The sequence below is a fragment of the uncultured Shewanella sp. genome (assembly GCF_947501665.1).
Taxonomy (GTDB): domain Bacteria; phylum Pseudomonadota; class Gammaproteobacteria; order Enterobacterales; family Shewanellaceae; genus Shewanella.
Genome location: NZ_CANMWS010000024.1, coordinates 1 through 21,896, shown reverse-complemented (window position 1 = coordinate 21,896; position 21,896 = coordinate 1). Strand labels below are relative to the sequence as shown.

The 21,896-nt window shown below is 43.3% G+C and carries 20 protein-coding genes; all 20 read right to left on the bottom strand.

The features are described from left to right. Positions 1-145: 145 nt before the first annotated feature. Positions 146-1,750 (bottom strand): sigma-54 dependent transcriptional regulator, encoded by a 1,605-nt coding sequence (locus Q0976_RS17740; RefSeq protein WP_299495211.1) that lies wholly within the window; start codon positions 1,748-1,750, stop codon positions 146-148. Further along, complete coding sequence (locus Q0976_RS17735) at positions 1,747-3,003, bottom strand: ATP-binding protein (RefSeq protein WP_299495210.1); 1,257 nt, start codon at positions 3,001-3,003, stop codon at positions 1,747-1,749. The genes Q0976_RS17740 and Q0976_RS17735 overlap by 4 nt, the downstream gene beginning before the upstream one ends. 157 nt (positions 3,004-3,160) lie before the next feature. Next, a complete protein-coding gene (locus Q0976_RS17730; RefSeq protein WP_299495209.1) occupies positions 3,161-4,591 on the bottom strand; it encodes a sigma-54-dependent Fis family transcriptional regulator in 1,431 nt (476 codons plus the stop codon). A gap of 275 nt (positions 4,592-4,866) precedes the next feature. Further along, the gene (gene fliS / locus Q0976_RS17725; RefSeq protein WP_299495208.1) at positions 4,867-5,268 is read right to left on the bottom strand and encodes a flagellar export chaperone FliS; all 402 of its coding nucleotides are present in this window, start codon (positions 5,266-5,268) and stop codon (positions 4,867-4,869) included. Between the two features lie 8 nt (positions 5,269-5,276). Beyond that, positions 5,277-5,666 carry a hypothetical protein gene (locus Q0976_RS17720; protein WP_299495207.1) on the bottom strand — a complete coding sequence of 130 codons (390 nt, stop codon included), beginning with the start codon at positions 5,664-5,666 and terminating at the stop codon, positions 5,277-5,279. A gap of 116 nt (positions 5,667-5,782) precedes the next feature. After that, complete coding sequence (gene fliD, locus Q0976_RS17715) at positions 5,783-7,147, bottom strand: flagellar filament capping protein FliD (protein WP_299495206.1); 1,365 nt, start codon at positions 7,145-7,147, stop codon at positions 5,783-5,785. Between the two features lie 100 nt (positions 7,148-7,247). Next, positions 7,248-7,652, bottom strand: a complete 405-nt coding sequence (locus Q0976_RS17710; protein ID WP_299495205.1) for a flagellar protein FlaG — start codon at positions 7,650-7,652, stop codon at positions 7,248-7,250. A gap of 176 nt (positions 7,653-7,828) precedes the next feature. Further along, positions 7,829-9,223, bottom strand: coding sequence for a flagellin (locus tag Q0976_RS17705; protein WP_299495204.1), 1,395 nt, complete (start codon positions 9,221-9,223; stop codon positions 7,829-7,831). Positions 9,224-9,399: 176 nt separating this feature from the next. After that, a complete protein-coding gene (gene flgL / locus Q0976_RS17700; protein WP_299495203.1) occupies positions 9,400-10,602 on the bottom strand; it encodes a flagellar hook-associated protein FlgL in 1,203 nt (400 codons plus the stop codon). A 47-nt stretch (positions 10,603-10,649) separates the two neighbouring features. Beyond that, complete coding sequence (gene flgK, locus Q0976_RS17695) at positions 10,650-12,566, bottom strand: flagellar hook-associated protein FlgK (protein ID WP_299495202.1); 1,917 nt, start codon at positions 12,564-12,566, stop codon at positions 10,650-10,652. Between the two features lie 145 nt (positions 12,567-12,711). Continuing rightward, positions 12,712-13,800 (bottom strand): flagellar assembly peptidoglycan hydrolase FlgJ, encoded by a 1,089-nt coding sequence (gene flgJ / locus Q0976_RS17690; RefSeq protein WP_299495201.1) that lies wholly within the window; start codon positions 13,798-13,800, stop codon positions 12,712-12,714. Positions 13,801-13,883: 83 nt separating this feature from the next. Beyond that, the gene (locus Q0976_RS17685) at positions 13,884-15,026 is read right to left on the bottom strand and encodes a flagellar basal body P-ring protein FlgI (RefSeq protein WP_299495200.1); all 1,143 of its coding nucleotides are present in this window, start codon (positions 15,024-15,026) and stop codon (positions 13,884-13,886) included. Continuing rightward, positions 15,026-15,688 carry a flagellar basal body L-ring protein FlgH gene (gene flgH / locus Q0976_RS17680; protein WP_299495199.1) on the bottom strand — a complete coding sequence of 221 codons (663 nt, stop codon included), beginning with the start codon at positions 15,686-15,688 and terminating at the stop codon, positions 15,026-15,028. The genes Q0976_RS17685 and flgH overlap by 1 nt, the downstream gene beginning before the upstream one ends. 64 nt (positions 15,689-15,752) lie before the next feature. Then, the gene (gene flgG / locus Q0976_RS17675; protein WP_299495198.1) at positions 15,753-16,541 is read right to left on the bottom strand and encodes a flagellar basal-body rod protein FlgG; all 789 of its coding nucleotides are present in this window, start codon (positions 16,539-16,541) and stop codon (positions 15,753-15,755) included. A 71-nt stretch (positions 16,542-16,612) separates the two neighbouring features. Then, positions 16,613-17,356, bottom strand: a complete 744-nt coding sequence (gene flgF / locus Q0976_RS17670) for a flagellar basal-body rod protein FlgF (protein WP_299495197.1) — start codon at positions 17,354-17,356, stop codon at positions 16,613-16,615. A gap of 136 nt (positions 17,357-17,492) precedes the next feature. Beyond that, entirely contained in the window at positions 17,493-18,854 is a 1,362-nt protein-coding gene (gene flgE, locus Q0976_RS17665; RefSeq protein WP_299495196.1) for a flagellar hook protein FlgE, read from the bottom strand. A gap of 69 nt (positions 18,855-18,923) precedes the next feature. Next, positions 18,924-19,619 carry a flagellar hook assembly protein FlgD gene (locus Q0976_RS17660; protein WP_299495195.1) on the bottom strand — a complete coding sequence of 232 codons (696 nt, stop codon included), beginning with the start codon at positions 19,617-19,619 and terminating at the stop codon, positions 18,924-18,926. A gap of 51 nt (positions 19,620-19,670) precedes the next feature. Next, complete coding sequence (flgC, locus tag Q0976_RS17655) at positions 19,671-20,087, bottom strand: flagellar basal body rod protein FlgC (RefSeq protein ID WP_299495194.1); 417 nt, start codon at positions 20,085-20,087, stop codon at positions 19,671-19,673. Between the two features lie 2 nt (positions 20,088-20,089). Further along, entirely contained in the window at positions 20,090-20,488 is a 399-nt protein-coding gene (flgB, locus tag Q0976_RS17650; protein WP_299495193.1) for a flagellar basal body rod protein FlgB, read from the bottom strand. A 167-nt stretch (positions 20,489-20,655) separates the two neighbouring features. Beyond that, a complete protein-coding gene (locus tag Q0976_RS17645) occupies positions 20,656-21,426 on the bottom strand; it encodes an ElyC/SanA/YdcF family protein (RefSeq protein WP_299495192.1) in 771 nt (256 codons plus the stop codon). Positions 21,427-21,896 lie beyond the last annotated feature (470 nt).

Sequence of the window (21,896 nt, the reverse complement as noted above, 5' to 3'; positions counted from 1 at the left end):
CCCTGTGTGAATGGGAATTCACGACCTTCCATTAAGCGTAACTTAATACCTAATATCACAATGTGAGTATTCACTCACAAGGTTCCATTAAGCGAAGCTTAATCATAAAACCCACCTAAGGTGTTCTACACAAATAGAACACCTATTAGGCTGATGGGATCGCCATCCCTAACTCTCTCATCTTCGCCATCTTATATCGTAGGGTTCTGGGGCTTATGCCCAATTGGTCTGCCACCGCTTTTCGCTGACCTTGATAATGCTGTAGCACCTGTAAAATCAAATGATATTCTTGATGTTGTTTTTCATCACTGAGCTGGGCCAATGGGCCTTTTTTCTCTTTTGGCTCTTTTGACTCTGTTTTTTCTTTTTGGGTCGACGCTGACCTATAGTGATCCATCGGCTTTTTTACTACTTGATTAACGGGTTGCATGAATGGTGTCATATCCATATCATGTTTGCTGAGGCTCATGTCACTGACTGAGCCTACTTTTACTTGAGCGCTGTCATGAACACTAACTTGATCAATAACATGAACATGCGAACATTCCTGCGTTAATTGCCAACCATCATTAAGCAACAAATCTTGAGGCTCAATCACCCCACTCTCGGCCACAATTAGGGCACGCTGTAATACATTATCCAGCTCCCTGACGTTTCCAGGCCAAGCATAGGATTGCAATCGATACTTCGCAGGTTCACTTAACACACTATATGGCGGTGAAGATTGATGACGTTGCAATAGATATTCAGACAAAGGCAATATGTCTTTGGGTCTCTCTGCTAACGCTGGCCAAGTAAGCGGAAACACATGAATGCGATAATAGAGATCTTCTCGAAACAAGCCATCACTGACCCATTGCTGCAAATCGCGATTTGATGTGGCTAAGACTCGAACATCCAATTTAATGATTTTTCGGCCACCGAGCCGCTCAAGTTCTCGTTCTTGTAAAACACGTAAGAGTTTAGCTTGCAAAGCCAGTGGCATCTCCGATATTTCATCCAATAAAATACTGCCGCCTTGAGCCAGTTCAAATTTACCGGGACAAGCTTGATGAGCCCCCGTAAAGGCGCCTTTTTCATAACCAAACAGCGTCGCTTCAAGCATTGCCTCAGGAATAGCGGCGCAGTTAATCGCCACAAAAGGCTTTAATACGCGATCACTCGACTCATGAATATAGCGCGCTAACACTTCTTTGCCCGTGCCACTGGGACCTAAAATCATCACAGATGCCGTTGATAAGGCAACTTTTTTCGCCAAATCAAGCAAGACTAAGCTTTTCTCATCTGCTGCAATCACATCAGTGATCGTTTGCCGGGGGAGTCTTGTTTTTCCATGCCGAGACTTTGATGTATGGGTATTGGATGAGTGTGTATTTGAATGCGCCTGCAAATAGCGCGACACTTGAGTGAGTAACACTTGAGAGGAAAACGGTTTCTGTAAATAATCCACCGCCCCTTGCTTAATGGCCGCAATGGCGGCATCAATACTGGCAAACGCTGTCATTAATAATAAAGGCGTCGTGGTCAATTGGGTTTGCATGTAAGCCAATAATCCCATGCCACCAATGCCTTGCATTTGCACATCACTGACAACCAGATCGATAGGATGAACCTGTTGTTTCAAAAAAACAATCGCCGCTTCGGCACTATTTACACTATGACATTCATAGTTCGCTAATAACAAGGTATCCGTTAAGGCTTCACGTAAGTCATCATCATCTTCAACCAATAATAATCGTCCTTGCGTCATTTGATACCGCCATGCTTTGCAGCATCCGCTGTTGCTTGAACATCATCTTGCTTTGTACTCGTTAAAAAACGCAATAAGGCTCGACAACCTTGACTGTCAGCATGACTTTCTGAACGATTGACGATAGAGAACTCACCACAATGTTGTGCCATCACAGAACGAACCACGCTCAAGCCTAAGCCTGTCCCTTGTGCTTTCGTGGTAAAAAAAGGCGTATTGGCTTTACATGACGGTATTAAGCCCGCACCATCATCTAGAATTTCCACCACAAGATAAGCGTCATCTTTATAGGCCTGCAAGGCAATGTTGGATGCGCCTGCTTCTAAGCTGTTCATTAATACATTATTCAATGCCGACACTAACGCTGGCTCATCCACCACAATATGACCTTGGCTATCGATATAACTACCACTATCGCTGTCGCTATCGGCATTATTGACTGTCAATTGGCATTGATATTTGTGTGCAATGGGCGTGCAATTTTCAAGGACTTTCTCAATAACGGCCCCAATGGTGGTGCCACTTTTTGTCTGTTGAGACTGACCTTTCACCGTTAACAACATATCACTGACTTGATGCTCAAGTTCAAATAATCGATTAAGCAGTTTTTTCTGAAATTTATCGCGCACAGATTGAGTGATATGATGGTGGCTTAAATTCTCTGCATATAATATGGCCGCAGTGAGTGGCGTGCGAACTTGATGGGCTAATGTGGCCACCATTTTACCTAATGCTGATAACCGTTGTAAATGAGACACATTTTTTTGCAGCCGACGCGTCTCTGTAAGATCAGTGAGTACAATGAGTTGCCCTGGCTCAGGGGTTAATGGCCTAATGGCAATACTGACTCGACGCCCAGAGCGCAATGACACTTCATAGCCATCATCATTTTGGGGTAAAAAAGCCGTTTTAATCACCTCCCGCCATAACTGGCCTACAAGGGGTGACATGGCATTAGCCTTCACAGGCTCTGTATCCCCATGGTCCTTTTGATAAGCCGAAAGGTTATTTTGCCGCAATAACTCGCACGCCACAGGGTTCGCTTGCTCAATCACGCCATTGGCATTCAAAATCACAATACCTGATGGCATGGCATGCAAAATATGCCTCATACGATGATCAAGCTCCAATGAAGGTTTAATGCTAAGAGACGCCCCTTTTGCCTTAGCTAAAGGGCCTGCGACTTCTTCTAACATCACATTATTGTCTAGAGAGTAGCTTGATGAAATAGGCGCTGCTGAAGGTAATAACATAAAGGCTCCGTCAAAAAACTGCTCATGTCCATCACCCTTGAGCATATTTCTATTTAACTAGCAGGTTTTATGCCAAAGTAACCCATCATAAAAAATGCCCAATGAGACTATCTCATTGGGCATTTTAACCATAAATGGTACGCCATTGTATTAATGACTAGTCTTTGCTTAATCCATACTTACGCATTTTTTCCACCAAGGTTGTACGGCGGATCCCAAGCATTTCAGCGGCCCTTGCCACCACATTATCTTGTTGATCGAGGGCTTGACGGATCATATCAATCTCAAGTTCCGCTAGCATATCTTTTAAGTTCACTCCTTCTGCTGGCAGTTCACTTGGAAAACGCGTATCAGGAATATCAATGGGCTCATCACTGAAAATAGACGCCAACGCATCCCGTTCTAATTGTTCTTCACTGACTTCCACACTGTATTCAGGGACATCAATGTGACGATACTTAACAGGCAAGTCATTCACATCCACCAAGCCACCGGGGTACAGTATGGTTAAGCGCTCAATTAAATTGGATAATTCACGGACATTCCCTGACCAACCATGTTCTTTTAACGATTCAATGGCCCGTTGAGTAAACCGCACACGACCACGGCCTTCGTTAAACACACGGCTTACCAGTTCCTGCAATAACAAAGGAATATCTTCTTTGCGTTGACACAGTGCCGGCATTTCAATGGGAAAAACATTGAGACGGTAATAAAGATCTTCTCTAAAATCGCCCGCTTCAATCATAGCTTCTAGGTTTCTATGGGTAGCGGCCACCACTCGCACATCGGAAATAATCGATTTACTCCCGCCCACGCGCTCAAAGACTTTTTCTTGCAAAACACGTAATAATTTGACTTGCATTTGCAACGGCATATCACCTATTTCATCCAGAAATAAGGTGCCTTTTTCTGCAAGTTCAAAGCGCCCTTTTCGAGTACTTATCGCCCCAGTAAAGGAGCCTTTCTCGTGCCCAAATAACTCACTTTCTAAGAGTTCTGGCGGTATTGCACCACAGTTCACTGGAATAAAAGGCCCACTTCGGCGACCAGATAAATAGTGAATATTACGCGCAACGACTTCTTTGCCTGTACCCGATTGCCCTAACACCAATACGGTTGCATCAGAGCTCGCCACTTGGTTAATCAAATGCCTGACATTGGCGATGCCTTCACTGCGCCCAACTAAACTTCTAAATAACTTGGTTTGATTGGCACTGGTCGGCACTTCTGGGCGCTTAATTTGACCAAACACCTGACAAAAGTGGAGTAGCTCAGTTAATTGAGGGTAATTTAAGGGTTCTTCAATACAGCCCAAAATATTTGAAGCTTTACTCTCTTCAAATTGCCCTAAAAGCAGTATGGGCTGCCAAGGTATTTTGGTCGCCAAAGACGGCAGCGATACAGGTAACTGTGTTGCTGCTGGAATAACAACCGCTCTAAAGCGAGTCAACTTGGTATAATGTTCGAGTTTATCCAAATCGATAAACTCGACTTTTTCACCCAAGAACTCAAATACGCAAGATAAGCGATTGGTTCGATCTGATTGGCTACCGACAAGTAAAATTCTTTGATCTGTTTGCATCATTCAGTACGGCCATAAAGTGCAAATATTGCTTCGCATTAATTATTAGTGTTGGTTGCTTAAATAATTGTGTATTACATTAACAAACTACACACAATCACTGTGAAGATGAATAGTGTATTATCAGCTGCATATAAGCAAGCCTCTAATGAGATTTATCAGCTTCTCACCCTTGTTTAGCCCAAAAAAACAACGAAACGCTCAAAATACGTCATATAATTGACTCCTCACAAGGAAAAACAATGTCAACAAGCTGGCAACTATTCGACCTAAGTCTGTTACTGCTCCGAGGATAATTGGTGCATTTCGGCCGGAATACTGTCCCAACCTTCTTTGATCACTTTTAAAATATCCATCACATCATCAATGGCTGTCACATCATTATTCACATTTGCCGCTGACATTTGCTGTAACATGAAGTCATACAAGGCATTGAGATTATTGGCGACTTCACCTTCCACTTCCATGTTTAAACTGCCATTCAATCCCGATACAATACTTATGGCCTTGCCCAGAGCTTCACCTTTTTTAGCAAGATCATTTTGCTCAATCGCACACCTTGCTTGAGCTAATCTTTCAAGGGCACCCGAAAACAACATCTGAATAATCTTATGAGGTGATGCAACACTCATCCCACCCTCAACAGACACTTTACGGTATGATTGTAAAGAACTTCTCATATAACCCCCTACTTACTTGTCGCTATCGTTTGATAAACATTTAGCTTACGTTTACTTTTATGACTAAATTGTAACGCAGAAGCACAATGCGATAAAATCGCTGTCGCCTGCATCTGAAACTCATTGGTTAACTTAAGTTGCGCACGTAAATACGCGTGATCCCAATCACTGTCGTGTTGATCTTGTGTCAGCCCTAATGTTATTTGTTGTTCCCGCTCCATTATAAGCTCTTGCAAAATAACTACATTATCTTCATCTATGGCGTAACTATCGGTAATCTGCCCTAAGTCTTCTAACAACGCCTGAATCGCTTTATTAATCGAAATGAGCCTATGTTCGGGCCTATCTATGCACTTGCCTATGTGCTTTTCTATGCTGTTATCTGTGCATTTATCCATTCCACGGCCCTCTAAAATGGTACTCACAACTGGTTTCATATGTTAAGTAAATGTACTTATCCCTTCAGGGTCTGTCGATTAAAAAACAGGCCGAAAGGCCCAAAAAGTGAATAGCATTACTCATTATTTGACACCACACCAGGTAAAGAATTGAGCCGCTCTTGCAACTGGTTAGATTGAGAGTTCAAGTTACCCACCACTAAATCCATGGCGTTATATTGTTTAAATAAACGCGCCTCATAGGCTGCCATTTTCAACGCAAATTGTTCACGGGTATCACTTAAACGGGTCAATTGATTATCTAGCGTGTTATCGCGAGCATCTAAAATCCCACCTGCTTGCACGTAACTGGTGGCAAAACTATCCAGCTTAACCGCCAAACCAGACTCTTCTGTGCTAAACAGCGCGCTAATATCCGTTAATCCTGACTCCAGCGCACTGTCTAATAAATCATCCTTAATCTCCAAGGTGCCATCTAAAGTCGTCGTTACGCCAATTGACGCCAATGTTAAACTTCCGTTAGGGGTATCATAACCATCAGACATCAAACCGCGTAATTGACTTTGCATGCTACGAGGCAACGCATCACCTTGCAAAATTCCCGCTTGCTGTGTTTCCGCGTTATAACCCGATAAGCCACTAATCGTGGTGATTAACGCATTGTAAGATTCCACAAAGGTATTAATTTGGCTTTTTACACCGCTGGTATTGGGCTCAATCTTAAGCACCGTTGTTTCATCAACATCCGCCTCTTTTAATGTAAAAGTGACTCCTGTAATGGCATTTTCGACTGTGTTTGAGCTTGACGTCACTTCAATATCATCAATGGTCATAATGGCATCTTTGGCCGAACTCAGCTCCGTCATGGTAAAAGTATCACTAATACCTGTTCCACCATCTGAATCACTGCCCACCACGGTGATTTGATTATCTGTACCTGTATCATTGGACGTCATGATCAGCTGAGGACCATTGTCACCATTAATGATAGTGGCTGTCACACCGGTATTATCGTCACTGGTATTGATTTTGTTCATCACCGACTCAAGTGTGTCATCCAAGGCCACCTCAATGTCAAAGTGCTCGCCATTGACATCAATGTTAATATTGCCTTCACCGAGAACTGCGCTGCTATCACTCACTGAAGCCGAGCCAATTTTATGGCTTTCAGCCAATTGCTTAACTTGCAATTGATAACTGCCTGATACCGCCGTTTCATCCACACTGCTACTTAAATAGGTACTTTTAGACAGGCTGCTTTTTTGAGTTAAAAACGTATTAGCATCGGTTAATGCTTCAATAGCTGTTTGAAACTCAGACACGGCACTTTTAATGGAGCCCACTGCGGAGATCTGCGCATTATACTTACCTTCATCAACATCAAACTTGGCGGTTTTAGGCGCACTTTCAGCGCCAACCAACGCTGAGACAATGCCATTGATATCCATACCGGAACCAATACCGACCGACGTAATAGGCATGTTCTTTCTCCTTTACCTGTATTGACTGACAAATAAACGGCATGTCATTGCTAATCTCAATGAAAATGAAATCTGGCATACCCTTAACCTAACTTGCCCCTTAAACTTGAATCTCAATTAACAGGCCTTTTATCTCATCTAACTTTTGTGTCAAGGCTAACGCTTCTGCGCTGGGCAGTTGTCGAATAAGCGTACCTGACTCAATATCCACCACGCGGATCACATCTTGTCCAGACACCTTATCGAGGCGAAATTGTAATGCCGTTCGCTGCATTGCTTGCATATTTGCCAATGAATCAAGACAATCTGTAAGCCTTGCATCATTATGATTTAGCGCATCAAGCTTATCGGTGCTCTCTACGCTTGCATTAAGGGCAGTGCTGGATTTGTCATTATCTTTTCGCGATCTTGATTGATCACCTGAATGCTCCCTTCCACTCACCGCCTCAACAGGCATCACACTCGATAAAGCCGTTAATAATGATGGCGTGATTTCTAGCTCCATACCAACCCACTCCTTAATAACCTAAAAGCCGAAAAAGGGAAGCAATACGACAAAAATCACGACAACGGCATCAACGAATATAAACCTGAAAAGGAGAGCCTATGCTCTCCTTTATTTATCTCAACGCATTCAGGCGAACACACTCAATCAACGCGCTTATGCCTAACGGTTAATAATTAACCTAGCAGCGATAACGCTGTTTGTGGCAATTGATTCGCTTGCGCCAACATAGACGATGAGGTTTGCGACAAAATTTGCTGCTTGGTTAAATCCGCCGTTTCTTTGGCAAAATCCACATCTTGAATACGGCTGCGAGCATCCGATACATTGGTTTGAATATTACTTAAGTTATTAATAGTGAAATTCATGCGATTTTGCACCGCACCTAAATCGGCACGTTGTGAGTCGATAGTAGCCAATGCACCATCAATAATCGCTAAGGCATCTTGAGAACCACTGGCAGTAGAAATATCAATATCAGCCACTGAGCTAAATGTCTCGGTTGATGTAGTGGCACCAAACATTTCACCTTCGTTACCACCAGCACTTGATAATGAAATACTCTTTTCTGATGATAAATTTAACTGAGCAGTCTTTGAGATATCTCCAGTTCCCGCAGCAGTTCCATCTAACGTCACAGTACCTGCTGTACTACCAGTAATTTCAATACCATCTACACCTGTTGCTGTAAGTGATATGCTGCTTGTTGCAGAGTCATAAGTCGCAGTAAAACCCGCCGCATTTAAATCGTCTGTTAAGGCTTCGCTATTATTAGCATAACTTGCGAGATCAAAAGATGAATCACCTAAAGTTAATGTTCCATCATCAGCAGCTGATAATGCACCAATTGTTGCACTCACTTCTGTCGTTGCTGTTACTCCTGCATCAGAAGCATTAATTAAATCTGCTGTCTGTGTGGCCGTAGCACCCGCACCAATACCAATACTGGCACCATTTATATTTAATGTATCAGCAGTAACCCCTGTCGCAGCCGCTAAAGTTGTCGTACCCACCGCAGCGCCATAAACTGATCCTGCTGTCGATATTTTATTGGCTGTATCACCTATATCTTTAGCCCCAGTCGCTGATAACGAAATTGAAATGGTCTCATTCGCGTTTGAACCCACTTGAAAACTTTGGGTGCCGTAACTGCCATCCAATAAATTTTGACCACCAAAAGAGGTTGTTTCTGAAATACGCGTTAATTCACTTTGTAACGCACTGATTTCCTTTTGCATCGAGTCACGGTCATCTTGAGAGTTTGAACCGTTAGCCGATTGCAGAGATAAATCACGCATACGTTGTAAAATATTGGTGGACTCTTGCATTGACCCTTCGGCGGTTTGTGCGATTGAAATACCGTCGTTGGCATTACGCATAGCCACACCAATGCCATTAATTTGGCTGGTCATACGGTTAGAAATTTGTAGGCCCGCAGCATCATCTTTGGCACTGTTGATACGCAATCCTGAAGACAGACGCTCCATTGAAGTTTGAAGGCTACTATTCGCACCATTTAAGTTGCCTTGCGCCTTCATTGAAGTGACATTGGTATTGACTGTAATCGCCATGGTTAATTCCTCTTTACCTAGCTTTCGCTAGCCTTAACTACTGCCTGTCTACTCAAGTCAGGCGACTGAATTGGATACATATCCTAGTTACAATTACTTTAACGGCAGCGCTGATTTAAGCTTTAGGAATTATTTTACAAATACGTCAAAAAATGATGCATTTTGTCAAAGATACATCATAAATAATCAAATAATGACACCGAATTAACCTCCCCAAACAACTGTGAAACGGCGTTCAGTGATAATTGTTGCTTTTCATATTCGGTAATGGCGCTGGCAATGTCGACATCTTCTAATAATGACAAAGCAGAGGTATTGATAAGCTGAGTGTCAATATGCACATCTTTGGCTTTATCTAAGGCATTTAAATCATTACCTGCTTGTGAGCGTCCCAATGCTAGCAGCCCTTGGCCGCTATCAATGTTATTTAATAACTGAGTGAATTCAGCTTGACCAGAGGGACTATTAACTCCCTCTCCAGTTTCAAGCAAGGTTATCATGTCACTTAGGCTATCAAATAGATTGGCATTGGTGTTCGGATTTAAGGTCACAGTGTCACCCGCCACAGGGGTGCCTTCTAATTGCACCGTTAAGCCATTAAGCGTGATGGGCTGCGTTGTATCAACTTGACTCATGCGCGTAACCGTGCCGAAGGAGTCAGTCACATCAAGGTCCAGTCCACCTGAGCCGTTATCAATAAATTCATACTGGTATTGACCGGATATATGAGTCGCACTGTCACTAATTTGAGCACTTTTCACACTAAAACTGCCTTGCTGAGCAGCATCATAGGTCGCGCTATAATCCCCCATGGCATTAGGAACATTCATAAACACACTGTCACCGGTAATATTAGTGGCTAAAGTGCGATTAGGGGCAATAAAGGTCTCCCTCACACCAACATCTCCACTGTAATTAATATTGCCCATGCTATCGAAGGCAAAAGGCGTCACATCAGTATTAAAGCCTGAAAAAATACTATTACCCGCACTGTCTTTAGTGTTGGCTAAATTAACCAGTTGGTCGAGGCTCACCCGTAATTCATCGGTTAAAGCCTGTCTGTCTAAATCACTTAAACTGCCATTCACCCCTTGAAGCATTTTATCACGCATGCTTTGTACAACATTCTCAATGCTACCAAGGGTACTTTCGGTTACCGACAGTCGTCCCGTCGCCATATCAATATTACTGATATATTGCTCAGCTTGAGTACTTTGTTGTTTGAGGTTATCAATCGCTATGGCTGCTACAGGCGCATCGCCTGCCGTGGAAACTTTTTTACCTGACGATATTTGGCCTAAAATGTCATTCGTGTTTGACTGATGTTTCAGCACACTCGATGAGGTTTGATTAAACATTTGTGCGGTTGAGATTCTCATCAATACTTCCTTAACTTCAGTGTGATGTCGGGTTATCAGGGAGCGAGTTAACGCAATGAATTATAAAGCGTATCGAAAATTTCTGTCGCCACAGTCATAATTTTTGCCGACGCCGAATAGGCTTGTTGAAAGCGCATTAAATTGGCGGCTTCTTCATCTAAATTCACTCCCGATGTTGACTGGACTCTGTCATAGGCCTGCGCATACACCGCATCGGCGGCACTGACCCCAACTTCGGCGGTTTTTGTCTCACTACCAATAGCCAGCTTAGTGTTTTCATACACATCTGTTAATGTGTCTTGACCACCATTCATCAGCTTTATCTCACTTAACGCTGCCATTTGCACTAAGTTAGTATTGTCGCCTGCTGATTGCGATAAATCGAAGGTAAAACCTTCGGTGCCTGTCGCGCTAGAGTCAATATCAAAACTAAAGCCATAAGCACTGATACTTGGCGGAGTATAGCTTGCTGCTGCGCCTAAAGACACACCATCCACATCAAAGACCTCAAAGGTATTCGCGGTAAGATCAATACTAAAAGTTAACTCTGAGCCCGTAACAGGAAAGCCTGCAACACTAGTATCATCAATGCTGGTTAACGTCAAACTGGTGTTGCCACTGTTACTTTCATCAGGTGTTATCTTTGGGCGGCCACTGGCTAGGGTCGAAGGAGAGCTCATCACAACATCAAAACCACTCGCAGCCCCTGCCGTTGGACGCAACATAAAGGTATCGTTAGAGGCGAGGACGCCACTATCAATATTAATACTAAACCCATCAGCTCCCTCAAGGCTGTTGCCATTTAACGTTAATGCCGAAGTGGTACCAGTGTTGGGATCCGTTAATGCGTAACTGGCAGGGGATGTGAACACTAAGGTATATTCTGTCCCCGTTAAAGCCGATGCATCATCGATATTGACACTTAAATTCGCAGAGCCTGTATTACTGCTCAATGCGCCCACTCGCCCAAAAGCCATTTGAGATGCGTTAATATCAGTAAATATATTCTGTCCAAGTTCACCGTTTAAATCTATCCCTTGCCTTTGCAACGAGTTAAACGCATCACTTATTCCCAATGCCATCTTATCTAACTCAAGAACAGCCGGTGTTAACGTCTCATCCCTAAAGTCAGCGAACGCCCCTAAAGTTCCCCCCAAAGCGGCGATATCAACCTGAATGCTATTATTGCCGTTAGACGCTTGCATGCTAATGTCATCGGGAAACGGATCCCCAGACCTCGTTGACAGTGACATCGCCACTTCCCCAGACACCAACATCACCGAGCCGCCTAGCATCACACTTTTAGCCCCCGTATCAAGCTCAACGACATTCACTTGCGCATAACCACTTAACTCTTTAATAAGTGAATCTTGTGCATCGAGCAATTGCGCATTGTCACCTGTTGATTTCATCAGCTCATTATTTATCGTGGCAATTTCACTGCTAATTGCATTAATACGTTCTGTAATAGCCGTAATTTCATCATTGGTTTGCTGCATTTGTCCATCAAGGGATGTTTGCATTTGAGACATGCTGCTAGCCAATTGATCCGCTTGACTCTGCACATTCGTGCGCAGGCCTAAATCTTCTGGGGAATCAGCCAAACTGTATAGACTGCTATATAAATCTGTTAAGCCTTGTGGCAGAGCTTGACCCGCAGAAGAAAACAATTGATCCAACTCTGAAGCCTTGGTATATCGTGTCTGGGCTGCGCTGACTGCCGTTTGGCCAATACGTAATTCTTTAACGGCATAATCATTATAAATACGTTTAACATCGCTGATATAAGTGCCTGTACCGTAAAAGTTTCCACCATAGGATTGCGGATCTAAACTGGACTGAGAAGCCACTTGTCGATTGTAGCCTTCGGTATTAGCATTGGTTATGTTATTACTGGTTACCGCTAATTGCGATTGTGCTGCTTGCACACCCGTTCGAGCAATATTGAGCAAATCAACCGCCATCACTGGCTCCTTTTTCTTTAACAAATAACAGCACGATAAATACCCTGTTCAATATTAGGTTAACGGCAAATTTCACTCATCCTTGAGCCTTTTTTCATTCCGTAAAATAAATGCAGTACCTCTGGCTATTTTTCTGCCCTTTTTTCTAAGGCAATAAATCTTGCGTGATTGATTTCAACACTCTCATGACTTTATGGGTATATTGCGGATCCGTGGCAAAACCTGCATCTTGCAGGCCTTGTATAAAAGCCTTAGGATCTTGTGCTAATTGCACCGCCCCTTGATAACGATCGTTTTGAGTTAATAAATCCACAAAATCATCGAAACTGTGCTTAATATCATCATAAACTCGAAAGGGCGCTTGTTGTTTCACCTGTTGCCCTTGCTCAAATTCCTGCGTGAGCACCACTGCGGTTTCTCCTTTCCATCCATGACCGGCTTTAATATTAAACAAGTTATGACTCGTGTTTCCTGATTGGGTTTGGATCACCTTTTGCCCCCAACCCGTTTCTAATGCCGACTGAGCCAATAAAACTTCCGCTTGTGTACCCAAACGATTTGCCGCCTCATTAGCATAAGGGTAAAGCTTGGCCACAAAGGTTTGTGGACTTAATGCTTGAAAAGGGGTACTCACCGCTCTCACTTTCAAAGACGGCTCCTCTTTGATGCTCAAACCTTGAGAACCAGCGGAGTCATTAGGGTTAACTTGACGCTGAGCGACTGGCTGATGATGAGCAAAGGCAATATTCAACGTCTCTTGGGACAAGGGATTCTCATTGATGCTCCCCCCTTGTACATGAGGCCTAGCTGACGGTGAATCTGCTGGCATTAACTGATTGTTAAAAGACGTATTTGGCGTCAAACCACCCCCATGATTACCCGTTCTCTCATCGGTTCTTAATACTGATGCAGGTAACATTTGGCTGGTTTGCGGGGCTAATTGCTGCACCATCAAATCCGATAACCCGAGCATGCCATCACGGGATAAATTAAGTGACATTTGTTGATCATGCATCTGCTCATAAAACTGTGTGTACTGGCTATTAAGCGGGCTATCGGCTTCAAACACTTTATTAGCGTCCCGCATGCTTTTCATGAGCATTTGCACAAAAATACCTTCAAATTGCTGTGCCACTTGCTTTAACGCTTCAGGAGAGTCTTTTTGACTCTTTAAACGTAACGCGGCAAAACTGTCTAAATCTAAAAAGTGCGAGGGGTCTGATAGTTTATTCATATGTCAGTTCCATTGTACTTCACTTATCCCCGTGAGACTTCAAGCTGCAGGATTCAGCTGGAAATATCACGAGTATATAACGACTAAATCACAATCAGCTCACCATGAAGCGCGCCCGCCATTTTCAATGCTTCTAAAATGGCCAATACATCAGAGGGTGCCGCGCCCACTAAGTTAACCGCACGCACCAGTTCATCCAAAGTCGTGCCTGGATTAAACATAAACATACGACTATTTTCCTCTGCCGTATTAATTTGACTGTTGGTTGTCACGACCGTTTCCCCCTCCCCAAAAGGATTGGGTTGTGAAACTGCATTCGCTTCTGCAATGGTGACCGTTAAGCCACCATGAGTCACCGCCGCGGGCAGTAAACGGACATCTTTCCCTACCACTATGGTGCCTGTGCGCGAATTCACAATCACTTTAGCTGATTCGTTTGCCATCTCAATTTGAATGTTTTCCAATGTGGCCAGAAATGACACTCGCTGAGACACATCTCTGGGCGCACTGACTTGAATGGATGTCCCATCAATAGCCCTTGCCATACCCGGTCCCAATAAAGCATTAATGGTATCAGCTAGACTTTTCGCGGTTGAAAAGTCTGCACGGTGTAAATTAAACGTCAAGTAATCACCATTAGCAAAAGGGCTCAACACCGCCCGTTCTACTATCGCACCATTAGGGATCCTGCCCACAGTCGGCGTGTTTTGTATCACCTTAGACCCATCTAAACCTTCAGCGCTAAAACCACTGACCACCATATTACCTTGAGCGACGGCATACACCTTATCATCCAAGCCTTTTAAAAACGTTTGCAACAAGGTGCCGCCTCGAAGGCTTTTCGCTTCCCCCACACTCGACACTGTCACATCCATATTTTGCCCAGGCTTAATAAACGCTGGCATAGTGGCATTCACCACCACCACAGCCACATTTTTTATTTTTGGCCGAAAATTAGCAGGTAAATTAATGCCAAAATTTTTCAGCATTGTCGTAAACGTTTGCTCTGTATAACGTGTTTTCTCTCCAGTACCGGGCAGTCCAACCACTAACCCATAGCCAACTAATTGGTTATCACGTACACCTTGAACATTGGCAATATCTTTAATACGCTGGGCTTGAGCCAAAGGCGATATCAACACATTGATTAGCAATAAAAGTAGAAATAATCCCCATCCAGCCCAAGATAAACGAGAATAAGCAGACGTCAATATTCGTATAATCATTAAAAAGGCCACCAGCTGCTATAAAAAAACTGACTCAGCCACCCCACATTTTGTGAATCCGCAAAAGTGCCTGTACCACTGTATTGAATACGAGCATTGGCCACTCGAGGCGATTCAATTCGATTATCGGGACTGATATCTTCGGCACGAACAATACCTGTAATGCGAACAAATTCATCACCGTTATTAATGGAGATCCATTTCTCACCTCGAATAACCAAATTACCATTACTCAATACTTGCATGACATTTGCAGAAATACTGCCCGCAAGACTATTACTCTGATCGGCATCGGCTTCACGCTTGGTCTTCATGCTATCGGAATAATTCAAATCGATGGGATTACCATGAATGGTCACATTCTTCCCTCCAGCATAAATCGGTGCCAAGGTCAGATCTGAGCCTTTAGTGATCTCGTTGTTGGCGCTTTTCTTTGCAGAAGTCGACTCCATGAGTACCACGGTAATAATATCACCCACTTTATGAGCACGAATATCAGTGTAAAGGCTTGAAGATTGTTGTTCTTGATATAAAGATCCTGTGGGCGCCATTTTTGTAGGTGGTGCTTCAGGATAAATAGGCGCGTAATAAGGATCATCCGCAATGGGTTTACTTCGACTTGAGGTACAAGCAGACAATAAGATGATGAAAGCCCATCCCATCAGACCTCTCATTAGCACTCGCCGCCAAGCAATGCACAATATGGCGTTTGTCATAACATCTGTCTTACAGGTTTTGATTAACATAGGAAAGCATTTGATCCACAGCAGTAATCACTTTTGAATTCATTTCATAAATACGCTGGCTTTCGATCAAATTTACCAGCTCTTCAGTCACATTCACATTGGAGGTTTCCAGCGCCCCCTGACGAATGGCCCCCATGCCATCGAGCGCAGCCGTCCCTTCAATGGGCGCGCCACTGGCGCCGGTTTCAATATACAAATTTTGTCCTTGGGGCTCTAAACCACTGGCATTAATGAAATCTGCCATATTCAATTGGCCTAAAATTTGATTTTCAGCTTCGCCACTGACTTTCACCGACACTTCCCCTTCAGAGGACACAGTAATACTCGTCGCATCTTCTGGAATGGTGATCCCTGGCTGGACGACAAACCCAGATCCGGATGTCACTATTTGCCCTGTTTCATCTAATGAGAATTGGCCACTGCGCGTATAAGCGGCACTGCCATCAGGCATTTGCACCTCAAAAAAGCCCGGACCTTCTATCATTAAATCTAATGAATTATCCGTTGTGATCATATTACCTTGGCTAAAGACTTTTTGCGTCGCCACCACTTTCGTGCCCGCACCAATATTGAGTCCATTGGGTAATTTAGTATTCGCAGCACTGACTCCACCGGCTTGGTTCACCGTTTGATAAAGTAAATCTTCAAAAACGGCTCGACTTTTTTTAAATCCCACCGTACTGGCATTAGCCACATTATTGGACACAACAGCAATATCAGTTTGCTGCGCATCAAGACCCGTTTTACTTATCCATAATGCTGGATGCATATCCTTACTCCTCGTTCTAGCGCATGCTTTGCATTCGCAACGATTATTATTATGATGACATCAAATCCATCTCAGCTTATCCGCATCAATGATGCAGAAGCTTTATCATTATCTTCAGCCGCTTTCATTAATTTCACTTGCATTTCAAACTGACGCTGGATATCAATCATTGACACCATTTCATGTACCGCATTCACATTTGAACCTTCAACAGCCCCGCTTTCCACTCTGACATTTTCATTCGCTGGGGCACGGTTATTTGAAAGCAGACGAAACAAACCATCTTCCCCCCGCATCATATTGTCATTACCTGGGTTCACGAGTTTAATCTGCGCGACTTCTTCAACCACATCACCTGTGGCCCCAAGCGGGCGCACCGAGATAATACCGTCTTGAGAGATTTCAACTTTATCGATAGGCAAGGGCAAAATAATGGGACCATAATTCCCCAAAACCGGTGTGCCTCTATCATTTTGTAAGAGTCCGGTGGCATCAAAGCTTAAACTTCCAGAGCGGGTATAGGCTTCTTCACCTGTCGCGGTTTGTACAGCAATCCAGCCCTCCCCTTTAACGGCAATATCTAAATCACGTCCTGTGGTTTTTATTGCGCCGGGCGTAAAATCTGATGCAGGGAGTTCTGTCATCGCAAAAACGCGAGTCGGCAAACCTTCGCCAAAAGCTTGCATTGACCGTGCTTGCACTAAATCAGATTTGAACCCATCAGTATTGGCATTCGCCAAATTATTGGCGCTAACCGCTAAAGCGTTCATATTTTGCTTCGCCCCACTCATCGCAATATACAGTAATTTATCCATTGATGACTCCAATCAACTTAAACAGGCCTGATAATGGGCGATTTCTCATCTCTTCCCATATAACAAGGCAAGCTTTGTGCCATTACAACTAGCGGCAAACACTTGCCGCATTGGCCTTAGCGAGAAAATCAACCGATTAACGGATCTGCAATATGGTTTGTTGAAGTGTATTATTCACTTCAAGGGTTCTTGAATTCGCTTGATAATTTCGCTGCGCAGAGATGAGATCCACAAGTTCATTATTTAAATCCACATTTGATTGCTCTAATGCCGATGACGTAATATCACCAAAAGTGCCGCTATTAGCCTCACCAGCAAGAGCAGCGCCTGAGTCTAAGCTCGCCTTCCAAGACGTATTCCCCACTTGGGTTAAGCCTTGCTCATTGGCAAAACGCGCCAAGGCAACTCGAGCAAGTGGCACCGCTGAGCCATTACTGTAACTGGCCACAATCAGGCCATCGGCTCCCACTTCAACATTGGTGAGTCGACCCACAGTCGTCCCGTCTTGAGTTAATTGAGTCGCTTCAGAAATACCGGCATATTGAGTCGGATTATTAAAAGCAATGGTTAATGTTTGTGCGCCATCTGTTCCAGCCCCTAACACCCCTGCGCCGCCCACACCAAGCGCCTCTGTCGTAATGGTTGCTGGCGTACTGCCTGTGTAGCTCCCCACATCATTAAATGTGAGTACGGCTCCTTTCCAACCTGCTGTAGTTTGGGCTGTGGCAGTACTGTCTGCTGCTCCATCGCCTGTACTGTCGATATCATATGTGGCCGCCGTGCCATCTACATCGACAGGCTCTCCATCCACGGCATAAAAAGCAACCCAATTACTTTCGCCGGTATAAGCCGCCTCTTGAGGACGCACAAAATAAGAACTTAAAATATGTGGTTCACCCAAAGAGTCATACATAGTGACAGACGTCGAATAATTAAAGGTCGCACTGTCATTAGGGTCAAAGGCACTGACATCCAAGGCATCATCACCTGCATTAAGGTTCATTTGCAGTCCAATATTTTCTGTCATTGTTGGGCTGCCTGCTGTATCGGGAATTTGTACTGGGCCAGTGGTAGTTAAACTCACCGCGGTAGAGTTGCCTTCATCATCAACCGGAAAGGTTTGTAAGAAATTACCTTGAGAGTCAGAAATATAATTATTCGCATCGACTTTAAAATCTCCCGCTCGTGTAAAGGAAAAGTCTTGATTATCGATACCTGAAGAGGTCACAAAAAAACCACCACCACCAATCGCCATATCTAACGCATTATTGGTAAACTGTAAGCTACCTTGATGAAATTGTTGCGCCACCTGAGTCGTCGTGACACCACCACCAACCGCCGTTTTTGCATTAGAAAAAATAGAGTTAGCATACACATCAGCGAACTCAGTGCGAGATTCTTTAAAACCTGTTGTATTGACGTTAGCAATATTATTTGCTGTGGTATCTAAGTCTTTTTGTGCGGCAGAAATACCACTCAGTGCAATATTAAACGACATATTCCCATCCCTTTTATCTTTTTTATTTCTTATTTTTATATCTATTGTGCCTGAGCCATTCAACAACAATTATGACTCAGAAACCGCCAACACATCACCCATTTGAATGCCACCCAGCCCACGTAAATTCAGTATGGCTCCCGTGTCACTGGTGCCTAAAGACACACTTGTTACATGCGCATAAGTCGATACGGGTAATTCTTGGCTTTCACCATCAATTCGTCCACTGGCTTTAATCGAATAACTCCCTGCTGTCACGGCTTCACCATTCGCATCTAATCCATCCCAACTCAGATCAATATTGCCTCCCGCGCTACCATCAACAATATAACTGGTGACTAACGCCCCTTTTTCATCTTCGACTCGCACAGTAATTTCACTAATGGCCTCAGGTGTACTGACAACAGAATTGAGAGTAGGATCTTCAGCGGAAATATAGCCAGTATCTGAAGGAATAAGCACTTTTTGCCCCACTAGACTCGATGCCTCTAGTGCTTGACTCGACGTCATAATGGCATTGAGATTAACAATTTCATCATTTAAATTGCTGATCCCATCAGCAGTTGAAAACGATGTCAATTGTTGCACCATTTGATCATTCTCAACGGGTTTAAACGGATCTTGCATCGATAATTCTTGCGTCAATAACGTTAAAAAGTCTTCTTGGGTCAACTCTTGATTATTTTCTTCTGGGATCACTGATTCTGTTGGCAGTCTTAACGCATCTAAGAATGGGTTTCCCGTCACAATACTGGATGCGCTCATATCATTGCTCTTCTATAAATATGTTGAATATCAAAATAAGGTAATGGCATTTTATGATTTTCCTATTCTTAATGTCTGCTGTAACATACTTTTGGCTGCATCCGTGACTTGTACGTTCATTTGATATGAACGAGATGCTGAAATCATATCTGCCATTTCCTCCATCACATTCACATTTGGCTTATAGATAAACCCTTCGGTGTCAGCCATAGGATGATTAGGAGAATAGGTTTTTGTAAGGGGTAAATCACTTTCCACTATCCCTTTCACCGCAACCCCAACAGAAGACTGCTGTGTTTTAGCCTGGCTCAACGTGGCCTCAAAAATTGGATGACGCGCACGATAGGTTGTATCAACACTGCTGGACACAGCATCAGCGTTGGCAATATTACTGGCTGTCGTATTCAACCTCACTGACTGAGCAGACATTCCCGATCCCGCCACATTAAATATATTAAATAAGCCCATCACTACTCCCCTCTAATGGCTTTTTTTAACCCTTTAAACCCACTATCCAAAAAACCCAGTGACATCTGATATTCCAGTGAATTTTGCATAAAAGCCGATTGCTCTTGTTGCATATCGACTGTATTACCATCTCCCGTATCCGGTTGATTGGGTGTGCGATAACCTGGAGTTTGTTGAGATAACGCCTCTAAATCAAAATGTTTGCTATGGCTTTTTGCCATTTTAAGCCCATTTTGTTGACGGCTAGCAGACGCTAAAGCTTTATCAAAATCAATATCTCGAGCTTTATATTGTGGCGTATCGGCATTGGCAATATTGGAAGACAAAACTTCCGCTCTTTGGGAACGAACCCCTAAGGTATATTGATGAACGCCTAACGCCTTATCAAAGTTAATCGCCATAAATTTGCCTCTTGATATTGAATACAAATTACCAAGCAATTGATGTGCCAAAGAATAAATGAATACAATAGGAGGCCGATGAATGAAGGATATTAACCATGTTATAGCTAATACATCAAGGTAGTCATGATAAGTGGCAAAACATTGCCGGGGGAAAATTTGAGGGTTTAGGGTTTATATTTTAGAGGGTAAGGTTTAATTTTCATCCATAACAGGCCAATCCACTCATGCAGAGCCGTGGCCGACATTTGCAAATAAGATTCTTGAGGATAAAAACAAGCAAGTGTTAGCGGTCTAACAGCGACTCGACTCAAATGCATAGTGGGCGCAGGGATAATGTTCATATTCATTTTGCGATAAAATGCCATAGTTCTGCGCATATGACTGGCTGTTGTCACCACAGCAACCGCTCCATCGCCTATTGTTTCTTTCATCAACTTAACTTCTTCTTCAGTGTCTCTTGGTCTTTCAAAAATTTGAATCGATCCACACGGGATCCCCAAAGCCAATGCTAACTCTTGATGCATGGCTGCTGTCGAACGAGTGTGACCCAGACCGCTATACCCTGATAACAAAATAATCGACTTAGGATTCAAATGCCAAATGCGAACAGCTTCAACCACGCGAAGACAAGAGGGATAACTTAATTGACTAGTGATAGGTAAAGTAGCATCTTCAAGGTGTCCACACCCTAACACATGAATAAAACGAATAGGTGTATTGGAATAAGCCGGATAAGCAAACTCAAGTGGCTTTAATAATTGAAAAGCCACAGGTTTAAGGCTCAATGAATACAGTAAAATAAAGACAAGCCCTAATAAACGATAACTGAAATAACTATCAGTAAGAAATAAAAGCAGCAAGGCGATGAACATGAGCCCTAAACAAGCTGGCAAAGGTCTTAAAAATCGCCCTAACACCCATTTGATATAGAACATATCACCCCTAATGATGTCCACTGCCAATAAGCATTTTTTGCTTAGCAGCTTACCTCAAGCAAAAAAGGTGGCTCACATCATTTATAACTAAAACTTAAGTGTAGTTCTCCTTCAAAACCTTAGCCTATAAAATTATCCCTCCTCTCTCTATTACCATCACCACCGACTTAAAAGTGTGAATTGGGTTGTTTAAGAAATGCGATTTCATCAGCTGTGAAATGGCTAAAACTTAAATGTATTTCTCTTGCAAAATCTTAGCCGATAGAATCATCCTCTCTCTATTACCACCCACCACCGACTTAAAAATGTCAATCACATTGTTTGAGCAATGCCAGTCCATCAGCTGTGAAATAGCTGAAACTTAAGTGTACTTCTCCTGCAAAATCTTAGCCGATAGAATCATCCCCTCTCTATTAGCACCGACCACCGACTTAAAAGTGTCAATCGCATTGTTTGAGCAATGCAAGTTC